This window comes from Catalinimonas alkaloidigena (genome assembly GCF_900100765.1).
GTDB classification, from domain to species: domain Bacteria; phylum Bacteroidota; class Bacteroidia; order Cytophagales; family Flexibacteraceae; genus Mooreia; species Mooreia alkaloidigena.
In genome coordinates, this window is record NZ_FNFO01000002.1 from 438,331 (window position 1) to 452,855 (window position 14,525).

10 protein-coding genes are annotated in these 14,525 nt (G+C 57.0%); 3 read left to right on the top strand and 7 right to left on the bottom strand.

The window, feature by feature from the left end; genetic code table 11:
- The gene (locus BLR44_RS05210) at positions 1–981 is read left to right on the top strand and encodes a type I phosphomannose isomerase catalytic subunit (protein WP_089679963.1); all 981 of its coding nucleotides are present in this window, start codon (positions 1–3) and stop codon (positions 979–981) included.
- A gap of 260 nt (positions 982–1,241) precedes the next feature.
- Here BLR44_RS05210 and BLR44_RS05215 read toward each other — a convergent pair whose 3' ends face one another.
- The 7 genes from BLR44_RS05215 to BLR44_RS05245 form a co-directional block, all read right to left on the bottom strand.
- The gene (locus tag BLR44_RS05215) at positions 1,242–2,582 is read right to left on the bottom strand and encodes a Gfo/Idh/MocA family protein (RefSeq protein WP_089679965.1); all 1,341 of its coding nucleotides are present in this window, start codon (positions 2,580–2,582) and stop codon (positions 1,242–1,244) included.
- A 34-nt stretch (positions 2,583–2,616) separates the two neighbouring features.
- Positions 2,617–3,441, bottom strand: coding sequence for a 3-keto-disaccharide hydrolase (locus tag BLR44_RS05220; RefSeq protein WP_089679967.1), 825 nt, complete (start codon positions 3,439–3,441; stop codon positions 2,617–2,619).
- 25 nt (positions 3,442–3,466) lie between these two features.
- Entirely contained in the window at positions 3,467–4,381 is a 915-nt protein-coding gene (locus tag BLR44_RS05225) for a sugar phosphate isomerase/epimerase family protein (RefSeq protein ID WP_089679969.1), read from the bottom strand.
- A gap of 13 nt (positions 4,382–4,394) precedes the next feature.
- The gene (locus BLR44_RS05230; RefSeq protein WP_317042768.1) at positions 4,395–5,063 is read right to left on the bottom strand and encodes a 3-keto-disaccharide hydrolase; all 669 of its coding nucleotides are present in this window, start codon (positions 5,061–5,063) and stop codon (positions 4,395–4,397) included.
- A gap of 295 nt (positions 5,064–5,358) precedes the next feature.
- On the bottom strand, positions 5,359–6,324 hold the full coding sequence (locus BLR44_RS05235; protein ID WP_089679974.1) for an SMP-30/gluconolactonase/LRE family protein: 966 nt from the start codon (positions 6,322–6,324) through the stop codon (positions 5,359–5,361).
- A gap of 94 nt (positions 6,325–6,418) precedes the next feature.
- Entirely contained in the window at positions 6,419–9,505 is a 3,087-nt protein-coding gene (locus BLR44_RS05240; RefSeq protein ID WP_089679976.1) for a PVC-type heme-binding CxxCH protein, read from the bottom strand.
- 92 nt (positions 9,506–9,597) lie between these two features.
- Complete coding sequence (locus tag BLR44_RS05245) at positions 9,598–10,479, bottom strand: hydroxypyruvate isomerase family protein (protein ID WP_089679978.1); 882 nt, start codon at positions 10,477–10,479, stop codon at positions 9,598–9,600.
- 461 nt (positions 10,480–10,940) lie between these two features.
- On the opposite strand from BLR44_RS05245, the gene BLR44_RS05250 reads away from it, so the two are divergent.
- Together BLR44_RS05250 and BLR44_RS05255 are read left to right on the top strand one after the other, a co-directional pair.
- On the top strand, positions 10,941–14,009 hold the full coding sequence (locus BLR44_RS05250) for a T9SS type A sorting domain-containing protein (protein WP_089679980.1): 3,069 nt from the start codon (positions 10,941–10,943) through the stop codon (positions 14,007–14,009).
- Positions 14,010–14,086: 77 nt separating this feature from the next.
- Positions 14,087–14,512 (top strand): gamma-glutamylcyclotransferase family protein, encoded by a 426-nt coding sequence (locus tag BLR44_RS05255; RefSeq protein WP_176955902.1) that lies wholly within the window; start codon positions 14,087–14,089, stop codon positions 14,510–14,512.
- The last annotated feature ends 13 nt before the right edge of the window (positions 14,513–14,525 follow it).

Below are 14,525 nucleotides of genomic sequence, written 5' to 3' on the forward strand. Positions count from 1 at the left end.
ATGGCCACGCATTTGTATCCGCTGACGTTCAAGACGATCTTCAAAGATAAAATCTGGGGCGGGACCAAAATCCGCGACGTATTGCACAAAGATTTTGCGCCGCTGCCCAACTGCGGCGAAACGTGGGAACTGTCGGGCGTGAAAGGCAACCTGTCGGAAGTCGCGAACGGAGCGTTGCAAGGCAAAACGCTGCCTGAGTTGATCGCAGAATACCAAGGCGAACTGGTCGGCAACAAGGTGTACGAACAACACGGCACCGACTTTCCGCTGCTGATCAAGTACATCGACGCCGCCGAAGACCTCTCGATTCAGGTACACCCGGACGATGAACTGGCCAAGAAACGGCATAACTCGTTCGGGAAGACGGAGATGTGGTACATCATGCAGGCCGACGAAGGCGCGACGCTGATCGCCGGGTTCAACCAGGACCTGACGAAAGAAAAATACCTCAACGCGCTGAACGGCGGGAAACTGACCAGCATCCTGAACGAAGAAAAAGTCGATGCGGGCGATACGTTCTTCCTGCCTGCCGGGCGGGTCCACACCATCGGGAAAGGCCTGCTGCTGGCCGAAATTCAACAGACCTCGGACGTGACGTACCGCATTTACGACTTCGACCGGGTCGACGACCAGGGAAACAAGCGTGAATTGCACACGGAACTGGCCCTCGACGCCCTCGACTTCCAGGAGACGCCCGACGCGAAAACGCATTACAAAGACGCCAAAAACGAAGGGGTCACGCTGGTGAGCTGCCCGTACTTCACAACGAACAAACTCAAGCTGGATCAGGCCCTGGACCGCGACCACTCGGGTCGTGATTCGTTCGTGATCTACATCGGTACCGAAGGCACCACCGAACTCAAAGCGGCTACCGACACCGTTTCCATCAGCAAAGGGGAAGTGTACCTGGTACCGGCCAGCCTGCCGAAGGTTACGCTCGTTCCTCAGGGCGACTCCGAGTTGCTGGAAGTGTACGTGTAGAAGGACTTTGAGGTGGTAATCGTAAGAGATTGAAGTCAGCTAAGGATTGAGATACGGCTCTGAATTCATAGATAGCCTTTTTAGATTCTTGCTAATACGTGCAAATTCGTGATCGCGACCAGTAGGATAAGTCTGGTTTATTGGCTCAAAATCAATAAGTTGTTGATAATAACAAAGAACCACTTTTCAGGACGCTTGATGCAGAAAAGTGGTTCTTTGTTTCTTTGCCCCAATGGGCTTTAATGGGTTATGCCCATAAACTAGCTCACTACGACTTCCTGCTTGTCGTCGTCGAAGGTGATTTTCTTACCGGTTTGCAGGGCCATACGGGTCATGATGTTGGCGACCGAATGGTTGTAACCCGCTTTGACCGAAGCGTTCGGCGTTTTACGGCTGCGCACGCATTCCATCCAGTTGCGCATGTGGGCGACCGTCATGTTATCGGCTCCCGTATTGGCACTCGTTTCGGCCTTGGCAGCTTCGGCCAGCGACATTTCCGGCAACAGGAACGGCTTCATGTCCATCTGCGCGGCCATGCGCTCCGACAGGCCCCCCTCCGGCGAAATCTTGTTGGTGTCGAGGTTCATCATCCCCCCGTTCGAGTAGTAGTACTCTTTTACACCACCGGCCGAGTTGTGCATGCGGGACGAGTACAGCACCTGGAAGCCTTTTGATAGGTCGTCCTGCGGGCCGTAATCGAACACGGCCGTCATCGTATCCGGGTTTTTGCGGCCGTCTTTCCACATGTAGATGCCTCCGTTGGCGGCGACGCTGCGTGGGTGGTCGTATCCCGAAAACCAGTGTACGGTATCGATCTGGTGCGACATCCACTGGCCGGGAATGCCCGACGAGTAGGGCCAGAACAAGCGGTACTCCAGGTAGTGGCGCGGGTTCCAGGCTTCGTAGGGGCGGTTCATCAGGTACCGCTTCCAGTCCGTATCCGACTCCTTGATGCCCGCCACTTCGTCGGGACGACGCCAGCGCCCGGGCTGGTTCACGTTCCAGGTCATTTCTACCATCGTGATGTCGCCGAACTTGCCGGATTTGATAAAATCGTACGCAGCCCAGTAGTTAGAGCCGCTGCGGCGCTGCGAGCCGACCTGCACGATCTTGCCGGTTCGCTCTACCGCTTCGCGGGCGGCTTTGTTGTCTTCCATCGTTTCGGCAAACGGCTTTTCAACGTACGCGTCCCGTCCGTTTTCTACCGCTTCTTTACACATCATGGCGTGCTGGAAATCGGCTGTGGAGATGATCACCGCGTCCACGTCTTTGATGTCGTACAACTCGTCGTTGTTGCGGCACTCTTTGATTTTCTTGTTGCCGGTTTTCTCTTTCAGGACGGCGAGGCCTTCGGCACGGCGCTGGTTCCAGATGTCGGAAACGGCCACGAACTGGAAATTCTGTTCCTTTGCATTCGCCATGAAGGCGGGCATCAGGGCGTCCTGAAAGCGGTGGGAGAAGCCGATGACCCCGACGTTGACGCGGTCGTTCGCCCCCAGAATGCGGGCGTAACTGCTGGCGCTCATGCTGAGGCTCAGCCCGGCGGTGCCGATGGCCGCTTTTTTCATAAAGTCGCGGCGAGATTGGGATACGTTTTTCATGATGGATAAGGGTTGTAGTGTGGGGAAGTATGGGTCAGGAAGCGGGTATCTCCCGAATTTTAATGTCGCGGTAGGCCACTAGGTTGCCGTGGTCCTGCAACAAGATGTGTCCTTTGGGCGCTTCGCCGAAGCGGCCGTTCTCGTTGTATTCGGGGGCGGCGTATTTGCTCTGGGCGACCAGTTGGCGGAACTCTTCGCTGCCGCGTTCGTATTCCAGCACTTTTTTGCCGTTCAGCCAGTGCTCTACGTGGCTGCCTTCGACCAGAATGCGCCCGGTGTTCCACTCGCCGATGGGGGCCGCCAGCTTGTCTTTTGCGGGAATCAGGTCATACAGCGAGCCGACGGTACGGTTGCCGTCGCGACCCATTTTGGCGTCGGGGTGTTTGTCGTCGTCCAGAACCTGATATTCCAGGCCAAAGGCCGAGCCGGCTGGCTTGTCGCCCGCTTCGGTCACGAAGTACTTGACGCCGCTGTTGGCCCCTTCGGTCAGCTTGAACTCAAACGTCAGCTCGAAATTGCTGTACTCTTTTTCGGTGATGATGTCGCCTCCGTTGTGTGACTCGGCACCGTCGGAAGCCAGGACGATCAGTTGACCGTCTTCCACCGTCCATCCCGAGTCGGGGAAGCTCTGGCGGTAGGCCCCGCGCCAGCCCTGGGTGGTGGCCCCGTCGAACAGAAGCGTCCAACCGGCTTCTTCTTCTTCGGGCGTGAGGATATTCTGCGAGGGAGCGCGCTCGGCGACTGGCGCGGTGGCCGTCGACGTGCTGTCGTCGGCCTCTTCGGTCGTGGTGGCGGGGCCACAGGCGAGGACTAACGCCAGCGAGGCGAGCGGGAATGAGCGAATGAACGTGAATTGCATAGCCGTAAGGCAGTCTATTGGTCGGTTAAAATTTTCGTTTCAGCGTCTTCTGGAGGTAGGTTTTGCTGATCAGTTGCGCAGCATAGGGCGTTTGGTTCGGTTGCGGCACGCGGTCCAGTTCCACGATGGCCCAGCCGTTGAATTCAAATTCGTCGATGGCCTCGAACACGGCGGGTAGATCGACCTGCCCTTGCCCCAGTTCTACAAACTCGTACGTATACTGGCCTTCTTTCAGAACCGGACGCACGTCTTTAATGTGAAAAAGCGCAATGTGAGGCGCATACTTCGCGATGGCCTCTACCGGATCGCCCCCGCCTTGCTGGTAGTGCGCCACGTCGAGCAAAATCTTCACGACGCTGGCATCGCAGCGTGACCAGAGGCGGTCGAAGTTTTCGGGTGCTTCGGCCAGGGAACCCATGTGGTTGTGAAGCACGAGCGTGACGCCCTCGTCGGCGCAGCGTTTGCCGAGGGTATTGAGCGTGTCGCTCAACAGGCGAAAATCATCGTCGGTCGGTCGGTCGCCCGATGGCTTCATGAACTCGACCACTTGCAAGTACTGGCCGCCCATCTGCTTAACAAACCGGGCATGCTCGGTGTGGAGCGCAATTTCCTGCTGTGCGCCGGCGAGGCTTTCGCACCGCACCGTGCCGCTGGAAAAAACCGGCATCTGCAAGTGGTGCTGCGCCAACAGGTCGCGCAACGTTTGCGGTTGCGTCCCGAATTCGTCGATGACGTTGGCGCGGAGTTGAATGCCCCGATACCCGAGTTGGGCGACTTCTTCTATCGCCGTATGGTCGTGTCCCTGCCAGGTGATCGCCGCACACCCCCATTGCAGTTTTGCGCGTTTCCGCAGTGCCGGAGCCGCCAGGAGGGACGGCAGCGGCAGGGACGCTAACGCCCCGGCCGCTGTCATGTGTTGTAAAAAGTCCCGACGGTTCATGCGAAAAATTAGGTTAGAGCGGACGCACCCAGATGTTGCGGAAGCTCACCGGATTGCCGTGGTCTTGTAGTTCGATCGGGCGCGCGTCCTCATGTTGCTTGTAGATCGGCAGACCTTTATACTCGGTCGGGCCCATCAGCGACACGTTGTTTTGCACCAGCACGCCATTGTGCAGCAGCGTAACTCGAGCCTGTTCGATGCAGCGCCCTTCTTTGTTGAAACGGGGAGCCATAAAGATGATGTCGTACACCTGCCATTCGCCGGGAGGACGCATGGCGTTCACGAGTGGAACGTGCTGCTTGTAAATACTCCCTGCCTGTCCGTTCGAGTACGTGCGGTTTTTGTACGAATCCAGCACCTGCACCTCATACAGGCCCATCAGGAAAACCCCACTGTTGCCGCGCCCCTGGCTAGTGCCCTGAATGTTGGCCGGCTCGCGCCACTCGATGTGCAGCTGGCAGCTGCCAAAGCCTTCTTTTGTTTTGATAATGCCCGCGCCGGGTTTGACGGTCATCACGCCGTCGGCGACGGTCCAGCCAGCTGCGCCTCCGCTGGCGTTGGTCCATTGCGAAAGATTTTTGCCGTCGAACAGCACGACCGCATCGGACGGAGGAGTTTGAGCATCACCGGGGGTGACGACGCGAGGTTCCAGTTCCCAGAATTCGGTGACTTCGGGATCCATGTCTTCGCGATTTTTGCCTTGTTGTGCCACGCTTGTGGTTGCGTTAAAGGTAAAACCTAACAGGGCCAGGCCTGCGACTACGTGGGTTAGGTTGTTTTTGAACATAAGTACTGGTTCCGCAGCAACGGCGGTTTTAATAGTAGAGAATGAATAAAAATTTCCATACTCAGCACAACCGGCAGAACCGGTACTGAGCGTGGCTGTAAGTTAATGGGTTGGAACCATCAGGAGTAGGTTCGTCCCGATTTTTGCCTAACCCGGCCGGGCCGCTTTACAAAAAATACCGCCGGATCGCTCAGGGCTGAATGCCCTTTACCTTGCACTTCACACGAAAAATGCCGGTTCGCGCCGTCATGTAGAGCGTCCGGCCGTCGGTGCCGCCCCACGCGCAGTTGGACGGAAGCTCCGGGAGTTTGATGGTGCCCAGGTGCTTGCCTTCCGGCGAAAAAATCCACAGACCGCCGGGGCCAGTGGCGTATAAATTTCCCTGCACGTCGACCTTCATGCCGTCGGCGTTGCCCGTTTCGGGTTGCGGAGGAAGCGAGATAAACACTTCTTTGCGAAGGACTTTGGCCGAAGGATCGAGTTCGTAGCGCAGCCAGTTGATTTGCTTGTCGGGTTTGGTCTCCGACACGTACAGATACTTTTCGTCCGGCGAAAGCGCAATGCCGTTAGGGCGATGCAGGGTGCTGTCGATCAGCGATAACTCACTGTAGTAATACCGATAGACGCCGTTGTAGGGGAGTTCTTTGGCGGGGTCGTCGTCGTTTTGCGGCAATCCCCAGGGCGGATCGGTAAAAAATACCGTACCGCTGGAGTGGACCGTCAGGTCGTTCGGGCTGTTGAACCGCTTACCCCGGTAGGTATCGGCCAGAATGCTCAGCGCGCCGTCTTTTCGCAACAGCACCACCCGGCGGTCGCCGTGCTGGCAGAGCAGAAGCTGCTCTTCCCGGTCGTAGGTCAGGCCGTTGGAGTTGCCGCTGGGCCGCACCAGTTCGTACACCTCTCCGTCGACGGGGTCCATCTCGTACACGCGGTTGGCGGGGATGTCGCTGAACAGAAGCGATCCCTGAAACGACCAGAGCGGTCCTTCGGTAAACTGAAATCCGCCCGCCACTTTTTCCACTTTCGCCTGCGGATCGAGGAGTTGACGCAGGGCCGGATCTTTCACGAGGATGGTGCCGGAAGAATCGGGGGGCACCTGAGCAACGGCGGTGTGGATCAACCAGAAAAGCGGGAGCGTCAGCAGCAAACGTGTCATCGGAGAAGAGTCAGCGTGAATCGATCGAAAAGCAAAATACAGGCGATGGCACAAGGATGCAACCTGCCATCGCCTAGTCTTACGATCCGCACGCCTAGCTGTTCCGTTTCAGGGACATGAGGTATTCAACCAGATCGACCAGTTCTTCCTGCGTCATGCCTCTTTGCAAGCCGGTCGGCATCAACGAATGATCGAGGGGCGTTTTCGAGACGACTTCGTTCAGCGGATAGGTGTTGACCGTGCCGCCGGGCAACTTCATCGCGATTTCGTTTTCGGTCTGGCTCGTGATCATGCCCGTTACGGTAGAGCCGTTTTTCAGCTTGACGACAAAGCCTTCGTATCCGAACGAAATACCGGCGTCGGGATGGAGGATGGAGACAAACTGCGCTTCGCGGGAAAGTTTGCTGCCGATTTCACTGAGCTTGGGACCAAAGTCAATGCCCTGTCCGTCAACCTGATGGCAAGCCTGGCAGATGCGTTGGAACACCTGTTTTCCGTTGGTGGCGTTGCCTTCCAGCTTCGCCAGCTCCACCACGGGGGGCAGGTCATCGTCCGAGCCTTCGCTTGCGACGTTGAGGTATTCGGTCGCCACGTTGCGAATCGATTGGCGGTAGGCCGACACCAGCACACCCGCTGCCGTGGGTTTAAGCTCCTCGGGCAATTGCCGCTCGCGCACCAGGGCTACCAGTTGTTCTTCCCCGTCCCAGCCGCTTCCGAAGCCGCGCACGGCTTCCTGGCGCACCGATAGCGCGTAGGTCGTGTCCAGCATCACCCGCCGCAGAATGTCTTTCACCGGGGCCTCGTTGCGTTTGCCCATGACTTTCACCGCCGCGAGTTGCGTGGCTTCATCCATGGAAGCGAGTGAGGTGCGCAGTTGGGCAATTCCGCCCGTCGCCACCAGAATGCGCACCGCATCGGCCCCCAGGCTACTGTCCGGATAGCTCAGTGCCGTTTGCAGCAATCCTTCGTATTGATCTTTCAGGCGGTAGCGTTCCACCAGCGTCAGGTAATCGTAAGTGCCCTGTGTCTTTTCCAGCATCTTCTGCAACGAGGACCGCACCTGCGGCAACGTAGCGGCCTGCGGGTCGAGGTGTTGGAGCGTAAGCAACGTGACGGCATCGGACGCGGGGTTTTGCAGGCTGGCCAACAGGGCTTTCCGGGTAGCCGGGCCTTGCTGGAAGTCGAGGGCGCGGAAGTAACGGGGGCTTTCGTCCGACGACGTGGCCGGATCGGTCGCCAGGGCCACAATCAGCGGAACGGCGGCCTCGGTACGTGCCCGCCACACAAGATCGCGCCCGGCCGGGGTATTCCACTCGTTGCCCACCTGATTTTTCCAGGCGGTGAAAAAGCGGTCCCACTGTCCGTCGGCCGCAATGCCCAAAGCTTCCAGGTACCAACGGTCTTTTCCGTCGTGTTGCGCGGCGAGGTCGGCCCAGAGTTGCGCCGCTTCGGGGGCTTTCTGGTGGTACAGCGCCAGCGCGGCTTCCCGACGTACCTGTGGCGACGGATCATTAACGAGTTGCTTGACGTAAGGAAGCGGCGATGCGTGGACCTGCCGGGCGGCGCGCAGGCCGGTGATGCGGAGATCGGGATTTTCGTCGGATAACGCTTGCTGCAGATAGGTTTCGCCTTTTTGGGGCAATTTGGACAACAGCCAGAGCGCCCGCGCCCGGAAACGCGGATTGGCGTCTTGCCAGAGGGTTTGCAGCGCCGGTTCTGCGTCGGCTCCCCAGGCGTACAGTTTTTTCCAGGCGAGGGTTCGTGTCGCCAGGTTCGGGCTTTTTAGAGCCTCGGCCGCGCCTGCCGGCGTGGAAAGATCGGGCGGGGTGATGTGGTACGCAGCAGTATCGCCTCCCTGCTTCGGGGTGATGCGGTAAATGCGTCCTTCGGCTAAGTCGCCCATTTGGTGACCGCCCACGCCGGGATCGTACCAGTCGGCGATGAACAGCGAGCCGTCCGGAGCCACACACACGTCCGACGGCCGAAACCACTGGTCGCGTGCTCCCTGCACCAGGTTTTCGATGCGTGCCTGGTAACCGGCGCCATCGGGTTCGGTTGGATACGCACGCACGACGTTAGGACCGGCGTCGGCATGGATCATCCCGTACTGAAAACGTTCGGGCAACAGACTGCCTTCGTAAATCACCATGCCCGTTGGCGAGCCGGCACCGGTCTGTAACAGGTTGGGGACCACGCCCGGATCGTTGAGGTGCCAATGGCGTTTCGGAATTTCCGCCTCCATGTTGGTGCGCCGCGTACGCCAGCCGGCGCCCGTCAGCTCGTCGGTGTACCCAAAGTTGCCGTGCTCCATCACGTAGTTGATCCGTACGCCCTGGTTCCCGTCGTCGTCGTTGTCCGACTGCCAGAGGGTGCCGAACGCATCGACCGCCACTTCGTAGTTGTTGCGGAAGTTGTGACCCAGCACTTCGACGTCGCTGCCGTCAGGATTACACCGGAACACCATGCCCTGCCGGAAGGGTGCGCCAGTATTATCGACTACGCGCCCCCAGATGTCTTTGACGACCGAGCCATCGCCCCGACGCAACTGGCCGCCTTCGTTGCCGAAGTTGAAATACAGCTTGCCGTCGGGCCCAAACGTAAACGCATGGATGGCGTGATCGTGCTGCTCGCCGCCCAGTCCGGTGAAGAGTACCTCTTTCTTGTCGGCTTTCCGGTCGCCGTCGGTGTCGGTGAATTTGAATACGTTCGGGCTACAGGAAACGATCACTTCGTTGCCCAGCACGGCAATGCCCAGTGCCGCATTGATTTCCGGTCCCTGGTAAAATACCTGGCTGGTGTCAGCTTTGCCATCGCCGTTCCGGTCTTCCAGAATCACAATCCGGTCGCCCTCGTCGCGGGTAGGATTGTTGGGGTTGAGTTGCATCCGGTAGTTATACGCTTCGCAGACCCACACGCGTCCTTCGGCATCAATGTCGATGTTGGTGGGGTTTACCAGCATCGGTTCCGAAGCGAACAGACTGATGTTCAGGTCTTCGGCCGTTTCCAGTCCGAGCAAAGCCCATTGAGGGTCGCGCTTTTCTGCATCGGACAACTGCGCGTAAAGGCTGTCCCGATTCGGCTCGGACGTTTGTGCGGTGGTGGACGAGGTGTGCTGTGCGCACGAGGCCAACACACTAGCGGCACAGAGAAAAGAAAGACCGCCGGACAGTGGTGAGTTCATAAGAAGTAGGTTCATGAGAGAGCTTAAGCGATCGTACCGCTTCGGGTAGGCCGATATGCTAAAAAAGGAGAAAAGAAAAGCTTTATACTCAGCTATACATCACAGATTTCAACCCCCTGCCGGAGGGAGGCCAGCGCCTCTTCGCGTTTCGGAATGAACTCCTGGGCAACAAATCCCTGGTAACCTGTCGCCACAATCGCTTCCATGATAGCGGGGTAGTACAACTCTTGCGTACGGTCGATTTCGTGACGGCCCGGCACGCCTCCGGTGTGGTAATGCGCAAAGTAGGGATGATGCTCCTGAATGGTTCGAATCACGTCCCCTTCCATGATCTGCATGTGGTAGATGTCGTAGAGCAGTTTAAAGTGCTCTGATCCCACAGCCTGGCAGAGGGCCACGCCCCAGGCGGTCCGGTCGCACATGTAGTCGGGGTGGTCCACTTTGCTGTTGAGCAGCTCCATCACGACCACCACGCCGTGTTGCTGGGCCAGTGGCATGAGCTGCTTCAGTGCCTCGGCGCAGTGCTGCAAGCCGGTTGCGTCGTCCATGCCCCACCGATTTCCCGAAAAACAGATTACGTTGGTGTAGCCGGCGGCCGCGACGCGCGGAATCAGGTCCGTGTAGAAGGCCAACAGCGCTTTGTGGAGAGTCGGGTCGTTAAATCCGTACTCAATCGAACCCATTTTGCCAACGCGGTGCTGCGTCATGGCACAGGTCAGGCCATAGTGCCGGAGCGTTTCCCATTCGTCTGGCCCGGCCAGGTCGATCGACCGGATGCCCATCGCCACGGCTGCTTCGCACAGGGTTTCCAGCGCGATGCTTTCGTAGCACCACCGACATACCGAATGGCGGATGTTTCCTTTTCGGGAAGTGGCAGCGGTGTGACCGGCAAAAGCCTGTGCGGCCTGGGCGAGGTCTGGATCGTTGGCGAGACGTTTGATGGCGGCGCGTTGGGAAGGATCAGTGGGAAGCATAGAGCGCAAAGAATTGGTAAAGTAATAAACCGGGCCCGTTAAGTTAAAGCGCTGCCGAAGATTATCCTAAACAGGGGCTTTAGGTGGGTTCTGGGGGGATTGTGCGCTGTTTGAATTGCACAAAGCGGCGTGAAACAAGCCGGCAAGAAGCAGAGACGGCAGAGCGCAAAGGGGTTAGGGGAAAGCCGTTGAAAATAAGGAGGGCTTACTAGCCACGTAAGAAATACGGGGTTATAGACATTTTCGTCGTTTTGTACAACAAAAATGATAATCCGTAATAGGAATAGTACTATTTTGTCGCGGTTTGTAAGTGGAAGTAAGGCCTGAACGAGCGTTCGGAAAAGACACGCTTCTTGTTGCCCAATAAAACAACTTTGGCTTGCAGTGGGGGGGGAGCGCCCGAATTGCATATATCGCTAAGGCTGAGCCATCTTAGTAGTTACATTCATGAGACCTCTATCATGAAATCTACGCTAATGGCTCGCTATAAAAAGAACTATCATACCGTCGTTACACGCATGTTGTGGCTGACGATATGTATGCTTCCGGGGATCTTTTCGACAAACGTGGCTGCGCAATCGTTTACGGAGTTCTCCGACTATTTTGAAGACGGAAACATCACTGCCAATCCAGCCTGGACTGCATCGCTTGCGACAAGCAACTTTGCCGTGACCACTACGAATGCAATTAGCGGTGCGTACTCGTTGGCAGGTGCCAACAACTCCGACTACCTCTACCGACAAATCGGTACCAACGTTACGATGAACGGCGCCTCCGGTCGGCCGGTTGTCTGGGAATTCATCTACCGCGATACGCAAGCGGGTGCCGGCCTGGCCACCGCTCCCAACATTTTTGGGAACAATGCGGCACGCGTGTGGTTGATGGCCAACAACAGCAACGTCGCTTCAGCCACTACCAATGGGTACCTGATCCAGCAGAAGAGTGATGGCAAGTTTTACCTGCAAAAGAGCGCTTCTGGTACGATCACCAACATCACTTCTGGCTATACGGGGAGTGGTACCACCCATTCGATCAAGATCACCAAAAGCAAGGCCGGCGAATTTAGAGTCTACATCGATCCGGGAACGGGCGGCGCTTCCACCCTGCGGATGACCGTAACAGACGCTACGGTACTGAATACCGCCGGCAATGTATATACGGCCATTCACAGTAGCACCGCCGGAGGCGTGACCCACAACAACCGTTTTTTGTTTGACAACGTTGCGGTCTACACGCCACAGTTACAAGCCTCGCACATCACTTCCGGTCTCACCAATCTGGATCTGGAGGAAGGTTCTACCAATCAACCCGTTTTCGGCGTAACCCTGACGGCACAGATCAACACCACGTTAACTGCCATGCAGTTCGGGCTTTCTGAAAATATGGTTAACTACCTTTCGGAGGCGCGTTTGTATCGCTCTTCCGATGCTGTGTATGACAGTGGGACGGATGTTTTAGTGGGTACCCTTACGGGGCCTACTACGCAACTGAACTTTACTGGCTTGAGCGAGTCGCTGTCCAGTACACCGACACACTACTTTATTGTTGTCGATGTCAAAAGTGCCATTCCCTCACCTCCTACGGCAGAGCTGGAAATCTACCTGACGCATGCTGGTCTGACCGATTCGGAGGGGCTGGCCGTATTTCCGTTCTGGTATACCGGCAGAGCATACGGATTCTCAAAAGCGTATGACAACATTGGCAGCGGCAACTGGGAAACCGATGTGACCTGGAACCCTGCACGTGCGCAGCCTTTCCGGACGGATGTATTGCGCTTCAACGGCACGGCCGCTACCACCGTGGGGGGGACTGCTTCGGATACCATCAGCCAGTTGCTGATCACCAATGGCTCGTTTCCTACGTTCGAGTATGCCGATACCGTGTTGATTACAGGGTTCCTGCAGATTGATGCTACCTCTTCGCTAACCATCAACAGCAGCAGTACGGTGATCCAACTGGCGTCTAGCGCGACGGCAGAAATTAATGGCACCCTTACCGTCAACGGAGGGGTCTTCGATTTTGGTGATGCCCAGGTGAGTTTCGGTGGAAGTGGCGTACAACCCCTGGGTGGGAGCGGCACTTATCGGTTCGGCAGCGGTGGGGCCGTCACCGTACAAGCCGGAGCCGAATTGGTACTAAACACTGACATCTCGTTCGAAGGATTGTTTTACTTGTTTGGCGACCTCGACATTGGAGCGAATACCCTGACCATGAGTGGCCTGTTTTCCAGTGCCGGAAATCTGAAAGGCGGGGCGTCTTCAAACCTGATATTGGCAGGGTCGGGCGGCGGAATCGGGACGATTGTCTTCGATCCGGGAAGTGCGCAGTTAAACAACCTGACAATGGATCGCACTTCGTTCGGATTTGCTTTTTTGGGCAATGACCTGACGGTACACCAGTTGAACATGCTGAATGGTTACCTGCTGCTCGGTTCTTACAACCTGACGGTGGAAGCGGGCGGCACCATCACCGGAGGTAGCAACGATAGTTATGTCTACAGCATCGACCAGCCTTCCGAAGCGGGAGTCGGATTTTTCCAGGCTACCCCCGCCGTGGGGGTAGAAACGCTTTTCCCCATCGGCTCGGGAGGATACTATACTCCCTTGGCCATTACAAACGACGGCACGCTGAATGAATTTAAAGTGCGCTCGTTTTCAGGAATTTATGAGCAGGGAACCAGTGGTGCCCTGGTTAGTTGGTACAATAATGCTATCCGCTATACATGGCAGGTCGAACCTACGGCGGGCAACACCGGCTCGGGTGCCGACATTGCGCTGAAACTCTTCTGGTATCCCGATGCGCAGGGAGGTGAGATGGACCTGGCATCGGCCGGCATGGGGCGCTACTCGGCTGCGATCTCGCTCGATTGGGAAAACCTTCCCACCGCAACGCAGAACTTGGCTTCTGCGCCTTACTGGATCTCTACCTCCGGGTTGACGACGTTTTCGAAGTTTTCGATAGGAGGTGATTTGACGCCGCTGCCGATCACCCTGCGCGATTTCCGGGGACACGTCGAAGGGCATACGGCGCACTTAATGTGGCAGACCGCTACAGAAATTAATAACGCGGGATTTTACATCGAACGGTCGTACGATGGCGTCGAGTACCGGCGCATCGGTTTTGTCGCCGGTGCTGGTAATGCTAACGCACCGCAAACCTACCGCTTTGCCGATCCGGCCTGTTACCAGGCTGCGTACTACCGGTTGGAGCAGGTCGACTTCGACGGGAGTGCCGAGCGCTACGCGCCGATCTTTCTGGCACCGATCTTTGCCGAAACTTTAAAGGCACAACTTTATCCGAATCCTGGACGCGGTGCGGCCTTCACGATTCAGTACGAATGTGCGCAGCCTTCACCGCTGGAACTGCGGATTCACGATGCGCAGGGTCGTCCACAGGGAATCTATCAGTATACAGAACCGCAACCCGCTGGCGAGTGGCGGATCGAAACGGGTGATTTAGCACCTGGTGTGTATTTCGTTCAGTTGCGAGATAAGCATACGGTCTGGCAGACCCGGTATATCAAACTGTAGCTACTTAAAAATCATAGGGTTAGAGAGTGCGGAGTTGGTCCATCAGGACTGGCTCCGCTATTTTTATGCGTCACTTTATGCTTCGCCTGCCTATGGACGCTGCCAACTACCTTTTTGTATACGGTACCCTCATGCGCGGATTCGATAATCCCAACGCACAACTACTGCACAAGACCGGGCGTTACGTAAGCGCTGCCTGGATGCCGGGGCGGTTGTTTCGGGTGGAGTGGTATCCGGGTGCCCTATACGAGCCGACGTGCGACGGCAAGGTGCACGGTGAGGTCTATGCATTGGAAGAGCCGCTGGCCTTGTTTGCCCAACTGGATGTGTACGAAGGAATTGGCGATACGTTTCCCCAACCCTGGGAATACGTACGGACACAGGTGCCTGTCCAGCGTGAGGCAGTTGCCGATAACCCGATTCTGGCCTGGACGTACTTATATAATCATCCGGTCGAGCGGCTTACGCCTCTGCCTTCCGGCGATTTTCGCCTTCCGATTTGATTCGTATTCCTGT